Raw genomic sequence first — 12,129 nt, 5'->3', positions numbered from 1 at the left:
TCTCTGATCCGGCGATTAGATTAAGTCACTTTCTTTTGGTGTCAAGCTAGTTGGCGACGTCTCGGCGCGCGATAGCGCGATGGCTTAAACTATGGCGTGCATATGCCACCATTCCGATCGAAAATGTCCTGTAATTTCAACGCCGGCCTTCGCGTGGCGCGCGTGTCACGGCGAAGTCACAACACGGCTCGTCAGGCCTGTGCTTTAACGTCACGGGGTAGAGTGAACAGGAAGGCGCCACGACGCGTGTCATGCGTGGTTGTGGTGACAGTAACGTGAATGGCAATCATCTATAGACGCATGACCCGGGATGAAGCGCTTCAAAGCGCAGACATTATCGTTGAAGCCTACGCCGAGCAACCTTGGCACGAAGAGTGGACGGTCCAGAATGCCGTTTCCCGCATCGACGAACTGACAACAACACCCATGTGTCTGGCTGTGGCAGCGTTCGAGGCAGAAAGACCCGTTGGCTTTGCCTTTGGCCTGCCACACACCTCCGTGACAGGGCGAGGAATACATGTGGCGGAAATCGCGATACGGCCACAGCACCAGCGCTCAGGAATCGGTTCGTGCCTGTTGAGCCGATTGGAGGAGGAGGCTCGCATCATGGGCTACGTGCACGTGTGGCTCGTCTCGCGCAGCACGGGCGGTGTTGCGCAGTACTATAAGAGCAATGATTATCAGCATTCTGAGAAGCTTTGCGTTTATTCCAAGAAATTGAAATAGGCCGGCGCATGACGCCGGCCTATCCCCGCAGTCCCCTCAATAGCGTCAGTTCAGACAGGTCGCCGCTTTAGACGCGAGAACGTCCGCCAAGCCTTCGTGCGGACCGTCCCCAATTTCACGCAGAACTTCATTCAGGGCCATCCCAAGGCAGTGCATCGCCCCAACAAGGTCGACGTCTTCGGCCGCGTATTTCGCGTAAGCGATCATGCGCGCCAGTGCGACGAGTTCTTCTAAATCTTCGGAAGATCGCTCGGTGCTATCCAGGGCGATCGGTCTGTTTGCCAATGCTGAACTCATTTCTGTTCTCCCTCGAACAGCGCAAAGAATATTCAGCATACGCGCAAAAGGCCCGTGAAAAACACGTGACACACCTTATTGTTGCATTTGATGCGGTGCCCGGCATATTACAGCTTTTCCGGCAAAATAAATGTCTTGTTGAATTGCCACGTAACCTCAGCAGGAAGAGGGTCATTCGCCGCCCGAACCGCCTCGATAAGGGCGAGAGCGTCTGCCCGCTTTTGATCGACCTCGTTCGAGCGAAGCAGGCAAAGCAATTGCTGCCTATCTGCTGCCGGAACATCGGAGCTTGAAACGATTGCGCGCCATGTCCGCGCCTTGAAGAACAAATTTGCCGCAGCGGCCTCAAGCGCCCTCCGAAGCTCCTTGGTCAAAACCTGATGACGCTCAAGCTCATCGAGAGTCGCCCTGACGTTGACCAGCGGTATCGTCAGCGCCTTATATCCGAGCTCTGCCGGGCCGTGCAGCAACGCAACATCGGCGTCGTCGATTGTCAGGCCTGATGCATACTCGCTGTAGATGCGACCGACACCGACCATACCGAAAACCCGACACTCAACCGCCCGCAGCGCGCCCATGCTTGCGGCGCCGAACACGCGGACGTTCCGCGAAAGCGCATAAAGGATCTCTTTGTGCGACACCGGTGCGATGTATTCGAAACCACCGTCGACGATGCCGATCGCCCGCGCGCCTGCTTCTACAGCTGCCAGAACGTCGCCTCGAACGGCAGGCGGGCATATGGCGATCTCGTCCCCGGCCAAGAGAGCTGCATCCGGGAGGCTTGGCCCGACAAAGACGACCTTCATGAGAACACCGTCTTTGCAATGGCTCGGGCGCCAAAACGGCGCGCGCGCGCGCCCTCGGGATTTTCGAGGTCTGGAACGAATAGTTTGACAACGTGAAAGGGAAGGCGCGGCTCGCTGAGCGGCAGCGCGATGACGGAGGCAATCTGTCGCTCACGCAAGGCATCGAGAACCCCATCGATTTGCGATCTGACGCCGTGCCGCTGTAGAGGCGCAGCCCTGGTGGGCGCGAGCGGAATGGCGTCAAGGGCGCGCAAGGTCTCCGCAGGCACGCGCCTTAGAAATACTTCCGGCGACAAGTCGTCGCGTGCGCCGCTGATGTATGTGACCCTCGATTGAACAGCCTCGGTTATTGCCCGAATGGCTGCTCGCACCGGTGAAAGATGCGCGCCGCTGCCGCCGGTCACTTCGACAAAGCGGATGTTTTCCCTGTCGCGCTTTTCAGGCCCGAGGATCGTTGTGAAGCACGGGACGGCAATGTCGCTTGTCATATCGAACATGCGCATCACGAGCCCCGCCGCCTCGATCTTACGAACAAGTTCGTTGACAACCGGATCGTCAAAGCCCAGCGGGTCGATACAGCGCTCAAGCCGATCTTCTTCCGTGCCGATCTGCCAAAGGCAATAGGCATCGCGTTCGATACGCTCAAGCACCGCGTGCAGAACTGCCTCCTCCTCGGTATTGCCGGAGGCAAGGCCATCGGAAGACATCCAGAAGCGGTTGTGTCGCGTCCTGTCCAAAAGCGCCGCCTCGAACGGGACATAAATCTCCTGATCGGTCAGGAGTTCCTTGCCGCGAGCCCAGTCAATCTGCTCGTCCGGCTGGATATCCTCCTCCAGTTGGCCGATCAGGCAGGAAAGCGTATCGACAGACAAACCCGCAGCCTGCAGATCCTTTGCCGACGCGCGCAACGTCGCAACGACCGGGCTGTTGGCCACGACGCGCTCCAACGCTTCCATGACTGCCGAAGCCTCGGCGTCGTCATCGGTCAATCCCTTGCCCTGGGCGATCGCGATCGACCGCCCATTCGGCACATAAGCACACCACACCGGAATGCCGATGTTGTCCAGGCCCGTATGCCGGGCCACGCGTGTTATGCCGAAATCCGCCAGCAACGGTCCGGTTCGGGCAAGCGTTTCAGAGGGCGGGATTGTTCGATCGGAATAGATGGCCAGCTCAGTGGTGGTCAGGGTGAGGCTCGAAATGACCGGAAAACACCGCCTTCGCCGTAGAGATCGCAACAGCGAAGTCCACCTTCTTGACGACGGTGGCACCCGCCTTGCGCAAGTCCGCGATCTTTGCCAGTTCACCGGTGGGCGCGACTTGCTTGACCGTCCCCGCATCGAGGTCGGCAATCCAAAGGTTTGCATCGCCTGCAATGCCAAATACAACTGCTCTTGACATGACGTTTCCTTTCGTTGGTGTCAAAATCCAGCTTTCAAAAGCCCTTCTCTGTAGAGATCCTTCTGCCATTGCTCCTTCATCGGAACGACGGAGAGCCATTTTTCCAGGTCGAAGACAGGGTTCAGCGTTTCCGCACGCTGCCGATAGAACTGTGCCCGCCTGCGGTCGCCGATCATGGCGCAACTCGCAGCAGCAATGCGATAAGCCGGCGCCTTGTCCTTCATGGCTTCCACATAGGCCATGGCGTCGTCGTACCGCTCGAGGAAATAGCTTGCGCCGGCGGCACACCAGAGATAGCTGTCCGGTGATATGGGATTGAGTGACATCGCTTTCTTTATCTTTACCAGGGCTTCCTTGGGACGCGAGGCATGCACCAGTGTGTCGGCGTGACTGTAGATCACGTCGGCAAAATGCGGGCTCAAGTCTTCCGCATGACTGAGTGAAGCCACGCTCTCATCGACGTCTCCGAGGTAGAGTTTTGTCACGCCAAGTTCCCGGTAGCCGCCGGCGAAAACCTCGTCCCGCTCTATTGCCTTCAATGCGTTCTGCTCGGCAAGACCCAGCAATTCCTTATTGCCCTGGGCAGTCACCAGCCACTCGCTGGTATAGGTACGTGCCAAGCCGGTAAACGCCGGCGAAAAGTCTCGATTGTATTTCAGCGCCTCCTTGAAGGCCGCTCTCGCCCTGCGGATGTGTGGCAGGGTCAGCTTGCCCATCAGGCTCGCACCCACAAGATAGGAATGATAGGCCTGCGGATTGGCTTCCAGGCTGAGCCGGGCCTGTTCGCGCCTGGCAAGCTCATCCACGACAGATGATGAGAGGTTCAGGGCAATGAGCCGCCGCTGGGTCGGCAGCGTTGCCGCAGTCATGGGAAAACGCGTCGCCCAGATGATTTCGTCGGTCGGGAAGTAGACAAGCTGGGCGTAAAGGCCTTCGCCTGAAAGTCTCGTATCAAGGAGATAGGAAATCGAGTGGCGGGCGATAGCAGCCGCTTTGTCGGAGTCCCGCCGGATTTGCTCTGCCGTGTGCGGAGCAACGATGGAAACGTTGCGCAAGGCACAAAGCTCGATCGTAACGTCTTCGATCAGCGCGGCGGCAAGCGACAGCCCAACGACACCACTTTGTGAGGTCGGAGGAAGCAAGACCAGTCGCGGCAGGGCCGAGCCGGCCTGTTGCAATGGCTCGCGGCTGTTTTCATTCCGCGCCTCAGCAGGTATCACATGGTTCGAGGTCTCGCCTGTCGGAGGCAGTATGCCCGGGCGGGCAACGCCCGGCAGTCCGCGCAGCATCGCCCGAACCGGTTCATCGGTCGGATCCTGCTCGAGAAGCTGCAAGGCCGCGCCGGACACGGTCCGGTAGTCATCTGCGCATTGGGCAGATCGCGCAGCCTCGATGAGTATCTGCCGCAACTTGACCCTGTGGGTTCGCTGCTCGCGTGCGATCCAGTTGTCGATCGCCTTGCTTGCCGATCTGACGTTGCCTGCAAAATCGCGCTGAAGCAGATCGCTGCACGCCTTCAGCCCTTTTATCGCCAGGCCCGGTTTATCTAGTATTTGCACATCGACGCTGAGGCGTTGCGCGCGCAATGCCACCGACGTCGCCGTGATTTGCAGCGGCGCGGTGTCGCTATCATCGATTTGGCGGATGCGAGAAATCAGCTTTCGCAGATTGAGGCCGGCCTGATCAGGCTCGGCATCCGACCAGAGAAACGCTGCCACCTCCTGGCGCGTGAGCGCATGGCCCTTGCAGGTGAAGAGATACGCCATGGTCAACAGCGCCTTGGCGGGATACCCCACGGAATTGCCTGCCTCGTCCGTCAGGCGCAGTTCGCCAAATGTCTGGAGATGCAGCACGCGCTATCCTCGTGTTTCGTCCGCATGATCCCAACGCTCATACTCATCCGCGACCGACTGCGTGGAGCCAAGGCTGCGCGCAAGTGCAAGCAGCTTTCGACGAATATTCGGATCTTCGATCGCAATGAAGGCGCGCGTCAGCGCCAGTCCCTCTTTTGAAGCGATGAAATGCGCGACTTCATCGGTCTCGGCACTCAAACGCAGGCCAGCGCTCCGCGACGTCTCCTCATCGAAAAAGAAACCGATGGGCACGCCAAGGACCTCCGCAATTCGCTGCAGGCGGCTTGCGCCTATGCGGTTGACACCTTTTTCGTACTTTTGAAGCTGCTGAAATGTAATGCCCAGCGATTCAGACAGGCTAACCTGGCTCATGCCAAGTAGCTTTCGCCTCAACCTGACACGCTCGCCCACATAGGCATCGATAGCGTTTGGAGTTTTGGCCTTCATGGCATCCCCCGTTTCCTCGTGTCAGACTGGCAATGTGATGACTTTCGAACAAAATACAACCAAGAGTAAATTTTTTCAAGAAACGAATCACATTCGCGACTACATTTTCCTTGTCGCGTTGCGAAATTACCCATGTTGTCGAAATGCAGGCAAGATTGATGCGTTGAGGGCAGCAATATCGTCTTTTGATATTACCGACCTTGGGCAGTATATATTTTGACTGTTCCATTTATGGTGGTGTCACGTCGATTTCACAAGCCATTCGCAATTTCTGTGACTATGGTCTGGGCACGGTTAAGTTGAAGCCTTAGCGACCTTGGCTCCTGCGGAGACCATGGGCCGCAACGCCTTTTCGCTGAACTGATCGATGGGTGGGGTGTCATTCGACAGCGTCTCGGTTGTCACGAATAGGCGCGCTGCTTAACCAACATCATCATTCCACGCACATCAAAAACGTGTGCCGTATCGACCGGAGACAAGGGCCATGGAACTACGTCCTATCATGATCAACCACGCCGACAGCCTGTCGGCCTGCCGGGAAAAGATTGAGGAAGCCGTATATCTGATCATCCAGGGGGAAAAACTCGTCGGCTTCTCGTCCACCGAAATCGCCATGGCGATCGCGGATATTGCGGACGACTACATTCTTGCGACATCGAGGAAGCGCGCGGCGACGCATTGATCCGCGCCCGACCGGCGGCCAGGTTCCTCGAGGGGTGTCCTTCAACCGTGCCCCATACGGGATAGAGCGACGCGCAGAGGTTCATCCGACACGTAGATCAGGCCGCCGTAGGGGTGAGCCATGTCGATGACGATGAAGATCGCACCTCCGACGGATATCGCACAGACGATAACGATCGATATGACCGTGCCGTTGTAAGGCGACAGAAGGCCGAACGTCAGAAAAATAACGATCAGCCAGAATGTCAGCACGACCAGGAAGGCCGTCGGCAGTCCCTCGTTTCCCGTTTCGAGAACCAGCCAATGGGCCTGCGCGATGTCACCGCTGACTTCCAGCGCACGTGTCTTGAGCAGGCGGTGGACATCGTCTTCAGGCGTCAGTCCCCTCAATATCGTCTGGACCGGTTCGACGCCGAGATCATCGGCCGTTCTCGTCCCGATGGTCGCGCCGGCAAGACCTCCCCAGCTCTGCGTTATGCGAAGTTCGACGAGATTGGCAAGCTTCTTGCGCGCCTCGGCCGTTTCAGCGCCATACTGGGCCAATACGCGGTCAAGCAGAATGAGCCGCGCAGCCGATGTCTTCAATTCAGTTTCCGCATCGTCGAAGGTCGTTTTGGCGGATGCGACCAGAAAGCCGAGCGCGAGCGCAGAAAGAGTGCCGACAACGGCGGTGGCGAGCTTGATTGCTTCCTTGGAGTCTGGGGACAGGTGATGGTCGGGCAGACGCCGGCTGATCCGCGTTCCGAGTAAAGCCGCGCATGCCAACAGCAATGCGACAATGCATCCGGTTTCAAGGGCTGTCATGATCGAGTTCGCCTGTTTCGGCGCCATCGAACTGAAAGGATTGGCATTCGTCAAGCGCGCTCGTCGCGATTTGTCCCGCCTGCGGGGGATTGCTGCTCAAACGCGCTTTACCCACTGTCGCGTCACCACATCGCAGTGGTGGATTTTCAAAAATCGCGCAGCCTCGAACGGCTCCCTCGAACGGCTCCGAGGGACAAGCCAGAGTAAAAAAAGCGGGATCTTCCCCTGAGAGGCCTCCCGCTTCTGCAATATGCTTACTGCTGCATCGTGCCGCCCGTCGAGGGATTGGCCGGAGCTGGCGTTGCCGGCTCACTGGACGGTGCAGCCGGCGCAACCGGCGGCTTCATCGGCTGAGATTCAGTCGTCGAAGCGGTCGGGTTCGGGTCCGTGTCCGGCCTGCCATACCATTGCGTGACCACAAAGGCCGCAATGAGGATCACTGCGATCGCAGCAACCCATCCGATCCAGGTGCTTGTGCTGCGGCGAGGGGGTATCGGGCGCAGCTCCGGTTCTGTGCTGGGGTTGCGGACGGGATCATTGGGGTCGTACGTCATGTCGTTTCTCCTCTCTGCTTTAAGAGAAATGAATTGTGTCCAGGTTTGTTCCCGGCATTTGGGCAGATGCTCTCGAGAGGCTCGACCGCTCAGCACTGCCATCGGCCAAGATCACTGCGCGTTCGATCGTGGTCGTTACGGCTGAGACGACACCCGTCTTTCAGACATTCTTCAGGATTTACTGCCAGATTGCGCCGGCGCGTTGAGTTGTGCGTACGCGCCTCCTGATCCGAGCGGAACGATCGCAACTGTCGCGGTCCGGTTCGGGATGTTTGCCGTGGGCGCCTAGCGATCGAATATCTCCTGTAGTCGATGCGTTAGGACGATCGGTCAAAAGGCTGCGGGACGACGCCGTTCAAAATCCGCACGCGATTCCGACCACAGGCACATCCGTGACGGGCGCAAGCCATTTGCGCTGGCCCAAACCCATATCGCGTGTCAAGCTGGCGCCCAACCGCAAAGGCGGCAAGAGCCGCGGCGTCAGCAGGGGTGACATATGTGGGCGATTGAGGTTCCGGGACTACTATCCTTTACCATCGCAATTCTCGTATTCTTTGCCGGCGCTAACCTCAACCGTTCAATTCCAATCCTTGCGCACTGGAGCATTCCGGAAGCAGTCTCTGGCGGCCTTCTGGCAGCCTTGGCGACCCTCGCCGCCTACGAGTTCTTCGACGTCGAAATCAGCTTCACGCTTGCTGCACGCGACATGCTGCTTCTCTACTTCTTCACGGGTGTCGGGCTGAATGCCAGGTTGTCCGATCTGGCAGCGGGAGGAAAGCCCTTCCTCATCCTTCTCGGCCTGACGCTGGTCTTCCTCGTCATCCAGAACCTTGTCGCCGCTGGAACGAGCGAGATCCTTGGTCTTCCGCCAGGCACTGCGATATTGCTCGGATCGACCTCGCTGATCGGGGGGCACGGTACGACCATTGCCTGGGCTCCGATCATCACCAACCGTTTCGGCCTGACGAACGCGCTTGAAGTCGGCATAGCCAGCGCCACACTCGGCCTTGTTATCGCCAGCCTGATCGGGGGGCCGATTGCACAATATCTGATCAAACGTCATCGACTGAGCGGTCACCGCGACGAGGAACTGACGATCGGTGTGTCGCGTGAAGCGGCAAGCAGCCATCACGATGACGTCAGCTACGTCAGCTTGTTGCAAGCGCTGCTGGTCACCAATATTGCCATCCTCGTTGGATATGCCTTGCATGAGATCATCGTGGAGGCCGGCGTCAATCTTCCTCTGTTTGTCGTCTGCCTGCTGGTCGCAATTGTGATGACCAACACTGTCCCGTTCCTTGTGCCCGGTTTGCCTTGGCCGACGCGCAGCCGCGCTCTCTCGCTGATATCGGATCTCTCCTTGAACGTGTTTCTGGCAATGTCGTTGATGAGCATGCAGCTGTGGGGTCTGAGTGGGCTTGGTCCGGCGCTCGCCATCGTGCTGGCGATCCAGACGATCGTCGCCGTGGCCTACATCCTGTTCGTGGTGTTTGCAGCAATGGGGCGCACTTATGAAGCCGCCGTGATCTCCGCGGGTTTTTGCGGCATCTCGCTGGGTGCTACCCCCACCGCAATAGCCAACATGACCGCCGTCACCAAAATTCATGGTGCGGCAACGATCGCATTCATCATCCTGCCACTCGTTTCGGCATTCTTTATCGATCTAGCGAACGCAGCTGTTCTTGGGTTCCTTGTTCGGTGAGTCCTTGCTTGCAAAATGGCGTAGTGGCACCGCTTAAGGGCGCCTCTCATTACCCCTGCAGCCTTCGCAGAAGCACGCCAAGTCGCTCCTGCGATGGGCAATGCTCGAGGTCCGGGCGAACCGGGATGCCACCTCCTCCTCGGTTCCTCACCTCGCTCGGGCTGTAGCCGAAGGCTCGCTTGAACGCCCGGCCGAACTCGGCGCCGTCGCTGAACCCGCGTTCTTCGGCAATCTGGAAGATAAGACGTCGATCGTTGGGGTCGGTCAATGCGGCGTAGGCGCTGAGCAGCCGCCGGTGCTGAATATAGTGCATCACTCCACCGAAGGGCTCGAACAGGTTGTAGAGCCGTGTCCTCGAGATGCCGAGTTCCCGCCGCACCAGCTCACTCCCGAGTTTTGGATCAAGCAAGCGGCTGTGTACAAGTTGGCGGGCCTTTTCGAGGAGCACATTGGCAATCGGCCCTTCGGCGGCCTCGATATGATCTGCGGATGGCTGCACGCAGGCAAGGATCATCGCGCGTGTGGCTGCGGCGAGCCCGGGAAGGTCGGCCTGGGCGAGCATCGGCAGGCGATTGGCGACATCAACGAGATAATCCGAAAACAGCCGTCCCATGCCGGTCCCAAGCGTCGAAAACTCCGCCGAGCCGAGTGTGGCGGACGTCTCAAGCGAAAGATCACGCGGCACAAACAGGACGAGCATCTCACTCTTGTCGACGACGCCATCGAAGGAGCGACCGAGTGAGTGGACCTGGACCTCACCCGGACCGGCGGTAAACGCGGTTCTCGCCGTACCAGTGCGGATCTGTCCGGACAGCAGGACCGTCATGGTCCAATGATCGACGGGATCTCGCCGAACATGTCCCGGCAGGCTCGAAAATGCGAGGCGGTCCGTGCTGATTTCGGCAAGAACAAGACTTCCAAGATCCCAGAGCCTTTGCCGGCCTTTGAAATTTGCAGTCATGGGCTCGATATCGGAAAGTTCGAGCATGGGCGCGAAACTATTGTGCCATATCGCAAACTGCTCCGCTCGCGGCAGGCCAGTGGTCGAAAATTCAAATGAGGGCAAGGACGGTGCCCTCCCGTCCGATGAGATTGCCTCGACGGCATGGTAGTCCAGGCGCGCCTGGCTCTCGTTATCGGGCTCGCGTTCGGGTAACCTCAAATGGTTCGTGAGGCCTTCCATCATCACGTTACCCCTTAGTGCCGCCGTGATCGCCGCCCATGATGCCCAGCACAGTAAGTATGATGCCCAACACAGTAGGAAAGCCTTGCCCGAAGGCATGGCCGGCTGGTGTTGTGGATCTGTGGGCAATAGGATCGCTCGAAACGGAGATGATCCCTTGGAGTGTGATGCTGTGCGCCAGGTATGCCGCGACAGAACGGCTGGGTAAGTCGACAGAAAGGAATGTGCAGTTCATTCGTGCTTACCTCTTTGGCCCAGGAGCGAAGTAGGGTGACGTCTGAATGATGCAAGCGAACTGATTTCTGCGGTTATTTGCGTTTCTGGGGACGACCGTTGCACACGGCGGATGCATAAACTCCAGCGCTCGTTCCGGTATGTTTCGGCAAGCTGCCTGGAGCAGGCAGTGTTCCTCCCGGCGGCAATTTAGCCCTTTCGACCTCTTTCCTCAACCGTCAGATGCACGATCAGTGAACGAGGTCGCTATACAGTGGTTTTTCTACTTCCGTGTGCCGTGCACCGCTCTTGGATCTTTTATGGCCCATGATCGGCACCAGCCCTTGAACTGCCCGAGAGCAGCGTGGCAATCCACATTCCAGACGGCGTACCGGCGCAATACACGATGAATGCGATAAGGATCGGCACACCGATGAAGGCACCCGAAATGCCCCACATAAAGCTCCAGAAAAACACCGAAAAAATTACGGCAAACGGAGATATTGCCAGTGACGCCCCGGTCAACCTTGGCTCCAGATAGCTACCGATGATGAACTGGATAAAGTTAAGGCTGGCGAAAATGGCGACTGCCGTCTGCCATGCTTCGAATTGGGCGATGGCAAACAGCGTCGGAAGCGCTGTCGCAACAAAGGGCCCGAGAAAGGGGATGTAATTGAGCGCGAATGCGATCGCTCCCCAAGCTGCGGCAAGTTCGAGCCCAGCACCCAGCGCAAAGAGCCAGACCACCAACCCGGTGAGGATACTCGCGAAAGTGCGAACAATCATGAAGCGGCGCAGTTTCGCGCCAAGCACACGATTGGCCACCAGGATGCGCATTCCATGAGGTTGTGCTGCGGGGGAGACGAGACGTTTATTGAAGTCTTCCACTTCAAGCAGGCCCAACATGATGAAGATGAAGACCAGAACCGCAAAACCGGCAAAGCTGTTTAACCGGCCAGCCATCCCTTGGACAAAACCAACCAGCCAGGCAACATCAAAGCGGTCGGCCAAGGGGCCTGCGACAGCCAGGCCGTGCTCTTCCAGCCAGTTTGTCCAGTCGACGTAGACAGCCTGGAAACGGTCGGCATTGACGAAGAGCCATTGCGCGAGCCTGCCAAACCCCCAGGCAACCGATGAGCCGATGGCGACGATAGCGACCATAGTGACGCTCAGTGTGATCAGGAGCGCAAGAAGTTTTGGAAGGAAGCGCTGCAATGCCTCCTGACAAGGCCAGACGAGCGCGATGACGAACAAAGAGAAGATGAGCGGCGCGAAGATCGACTGCGCGACATAAAGCAGAGCAAGCACCAGGATACCGGTTGCCGTTGAACCGATGATGCGACTGCCGCCTGCTTCCTGCATATTTGCCCCTGGAATGTTGGTCTATCTTCCAACCACCGTCAGGAAGACGGGGAGTGGCCTTGCGTGCGAGAATTCACCAGGCGGACCCTTCCTCCTGGCG

14 protein-coding genes are annotated in these 12,129 nt (G+C 58.2%); 4 read left to right on the top strand and 10 right to left on the bottom strand.

Features of this window, described 5'->3' with window-relative positions:
* Positions 1-279: 279 nt before the first annotated feature.
* The gene (locus NBG89_RS28595; protein WP_431323641.1) at positions 280-726 is read left to right on the top strand and encodes a GNAT family N-acetyltransferase; all 447 of its coding nucleotides are present in this window, start codon (positions 280-282) and stop codon (positions 724-726) included.
* Positions 727-771: 45 nt separating this feature from the next.
* Here the strand turns inward: NBG89_RS28595 and NBG89_RS28590 are convergent, their stop codons facing one another.
* The 6 genes from NBG89_RS28590 to NBG89_RS28565 all read right to left on the bottom strand — a co-directional run bounded on the left by NBG89_RS28590 (position 772) and on the right by NBG89_RS28565 (position 5,530).
* Positions 772-1,023 carry a hypothetical protein gene (locus NBG89_RS28590; RefSeq protein WP_431323640.1) on the bottom strand — a complete coding sequence of 84 codons (252 nt, stop codon included), beginning with the start codon at positions 1,021-1,023 and terminating at the stop codon, positions 772-774.
* 107 nt (positions 1,024-1,130) lie between these two features.
* Positions 1,131-1,829 carry a TfuA-like protein gene (locus NBG89_RS28585; RefSeq protein WP_431323639.1) on the bottom strand — a complete coding sequence of 233 codons (699 nt, stop codon included), beginning with the start codon at positions 1,827-1,829 and terminating at the stop codon, positions 1,131-1,133.
* Positions 1,826-2,977 carry a YcaO-like family protein gene (locus NBG89_RS28580; protein WP_431324577.1) on the bottom strand — a complete coding sequence of 384 codons (1,152 nt, stop codon included), beginning with the start codon at positions 2,975-2,977 and terminating at the stop codon, positions 1,826-1,828. The genes NBG89_RS28585 and NBG89_RS28580 overlap by 4 nt, the downstream gene beginning before the upstream one ends.
* A 25-nt stretch (positions 2,978-3,002) precedes the next feature.
* Positions 3,003-3,230: a hypothetical protein gene (locus NBG89_RS28575; protein ID WP_431323638.1), complete on the bottom strand. Its 228-nt coding sequence runs from the start codon at positions 3,228-3,230 to the stop codon at positions 3,003-3,005.
* Between the two features lie 20 nt (positions 3,231-3,250).
* Positions 3,251-5,083 carry a peptide antibiotic resistance protein gene (locus tag NBG89_RS28570; RefSeq protein ID WP_431323637.1) on the bottom strand — a complete coding sequence of 611 codons (1,833 nt, stop codon included), beginning with the start codon at positions 5,081-5,083 and terminating at the stop codon, positions 3,251-3,253.
* A 3-nt stretch (positions 5,084-5,086) separates the two neighbouring features.
* Positions 5,087-5,530 carry a helix-turn-helix domain-containing protein gene (locus NBG89_RS28565; protein WP_431323636.1) on the bottom strand — a complete coding sequence of 148 codons (444 nt, stop codon included), beginning with the start codon at positions 5,528-5,530 and terminating at the stop codon, positions 5,087-5,089.
* 484 nt (positions 5,531-6,014) lie between these two features.
* Here NBG89_RS28565 and NBG89_RS28560 point away from each other — a divergent pair, with 484 nt between their 5' ends.
* On the top strand, positions 6,015-6,212 hold the full coding sequence (locus NBG89_RS28560; protein WP_431323635.1) for a hypothetical protein: 198 nt from the start codon (positions 6,015-6,017) through the stop codon (positions 6,210-6,212).
* Positions 6,213-6,253: 41 nt separating this feature from the next.
* Here the strand turns inward: NBG89_RS28560 and NBG89_RS28555 are convergent, their stop codons facing one another.
* Entirely contained in the window at positions 6,254-7,015 is a 762-nt protein-coding gene (locus tag NBG89_RS28555) for a DUF4239 domain-containing protein (RefSeq protein WP_431323634.1), read from the bottom strand.
* On the opposite strand from NBG89_RS28555, the gene NBG89_RS28550 reads away from it, so the two are divergent.
* Complete coding sequence (locus NBG89_RS28550) at positions 7,014-7,244, top strand: hypothetical protein (RefSeq protein WP_431323633.1); 231 nt, start codon at positions 7,014-7,016, stop codon at positions 7,242-7,244. The two genes, NBG89_RS28555 and NBG89_RS28550, sit on opposite strands and share 2 nt — an antisense overlap.
* Before the next feature lie 25 nt (positions 7,245-7,269).
* On the opposite strand, the gene NBG89_RS28545 is transcribed toward NBG89_RS28550, so the two are convergent.
* Positions 7,270-7,569: a hypothetical protein gene (locus NBG89_RS28545; protein WP_431323632.1), complete on the bottom strand. Its 300-nt coding sequence runs from the start codon at positions 7,567-7,569 to the stop codon at positions 7,270-7,272.
* 496 nt (positions 7,570-8,065) lie between these two features.
* Between NBG89_RS28545 and gltS the strand changes: the two genes are divergently transcribed.
* A complete protein-coding gene (gltS, locus tag NBG89_RS28540; RefSeq protein WP_431323631.1) occupies positions 8,066-9,271 on the top strand; it encodes a sodium/glutamate symporter in 1,206 nt (401 codons plus the stop codon).
* 49 nt (positions 9,272-9,320) lie between these two features.
* On the opposite strand, the gene NBG89_RS28535 is transcribed toward gltS, so the two are convergent.
* Positions 9,321-10,457: a helix-turn-helix domain-containing protein gene (locus NBG89_RS28535; protein WP_431323630.1), complete on the bottom strand. Its 1,137-nt coding sequence runs from the start codon at positions 10,455-10,457 to the stop codon at positions 9,321-9,323.
* A gap of 528 nt (positions 10,458-10,985) precedes the next feature.
* Positions 10,986-12,029, bottom strand: a complete 1,044-nt coding sequence (locus tag NBG89_RS28530; protein WP_431323629.1) for an AI-2E family transporter — start codon at positions 12,027-12,029, stop codon at positions 10,986-10,988.
* Positions 12,030-12,129 lie beyond the last annotated feature (100 nt).

Origin of the sequence: Rhizobium sp. YTU87027 (genome assembly GCF_050644135.1) — a bacterium.
Lineage (GTDB): Bacteria > Pseudomonadota > Alphaproteobacteria > Rhizobiales > Rhizobiaceae > Rhizobium.
Note: the sequence above shows the minus strand (reverse complement) of the source record. Positions and strands in the feature narration are given on the sequence as shown.

What these genes read in the sequence shown, in the direction of transcription:
- NBG89_RS28595 (WP_431323641.1), top strand. Translation starts at nt 280, where the DNA reads ATGGCAATCATCTATAGACGCATGACCCGGGATGAAGCGCTTCAAAGC.
- NBG89_RS28590 (WP_431323640.1), bottom strand. Translation starts at nt 1,023, where the DNA reads ATGAGTTCAGCATTGGCAAACAGACCGATCGCCCTGGATAGCACCGAG.
- NBG89_RS28585 (WP_431323639.1), bottom strand. Translation starts at nt 1,829, where the DNA reads ATGAAGGTCGTCTTTGTCGGGCCAAGCCTCCCGGATGCAGCTCTCTTG.
- NBG89_RS28575 (WP_431323638.1), bottom strand. Translation starts at nt 3,230, where the DNA reads ATGTCAAGAGCAGTTGTATTTGGCATTGCAGGCGATGCAAACCTTTGG.
- NBG89_RS28565 (WP_431323636.1), bottom strand. Translation starts at nt 5,530, where the DNA reads ATGAAGGCCAAAACTCCAAACGCTATCGATGCCTATGTGGGCGAGCGT.
- NBG89_RS28560 (WP_431323635.1), top strand. Translation starts at nt 6,015, where the DNA reads ATGGAACTACGTCCTATCATGATCAACCACGCCGACAGCCTGTCGGCC.
- NBG89_RS28550 (WP_431323633.1), top strand. Translation starts at nt 7,014, where the DNA reads ATGATCGAGTTCGCCTGTTTCGGCGCCATCGAACTGAAAGGATTGGCA.
- NBG89_RS28555 (WP_431323634.1), bottom strand. Translation starts at nt 7,015, where the DNA reads ATGACAGCCCTTGAAACCGGATGCATTGTCGCATTGCTGTTGGCATGC.
- NBG89_RS28545 (WP_431323632.1), bottom strand. Translation starts at nt 7,569, where the DNA reads ATGACGTACGACCCCAATGATCCCGTCCGCAACCCCAGCACAGAACCG.
- gltS (WP_431323631.1), top strand. Translation starts at nt 8,066, where the DNA reads ATGTGGGCGATTGAGGTTCCGGGACTACTATCCTTTACCATCGCAATT.
- NBG89_RS28535 (WP_431323630.1), bottom strand. Translation starts at nt 10,457, where the DNA reads ATGATGGAAGGCCTCACGAACCATTTGAGGTTACCCGAACGCGAGCCC.
- NBG89_RS28530 (WP_431323629.1), bottom strand. Translation starts at nt 12,029, where the DNA reads ATGCAGGAAGCAGGCGGCAGTCGCATCATCGGTTCAACGGCAACCGGT.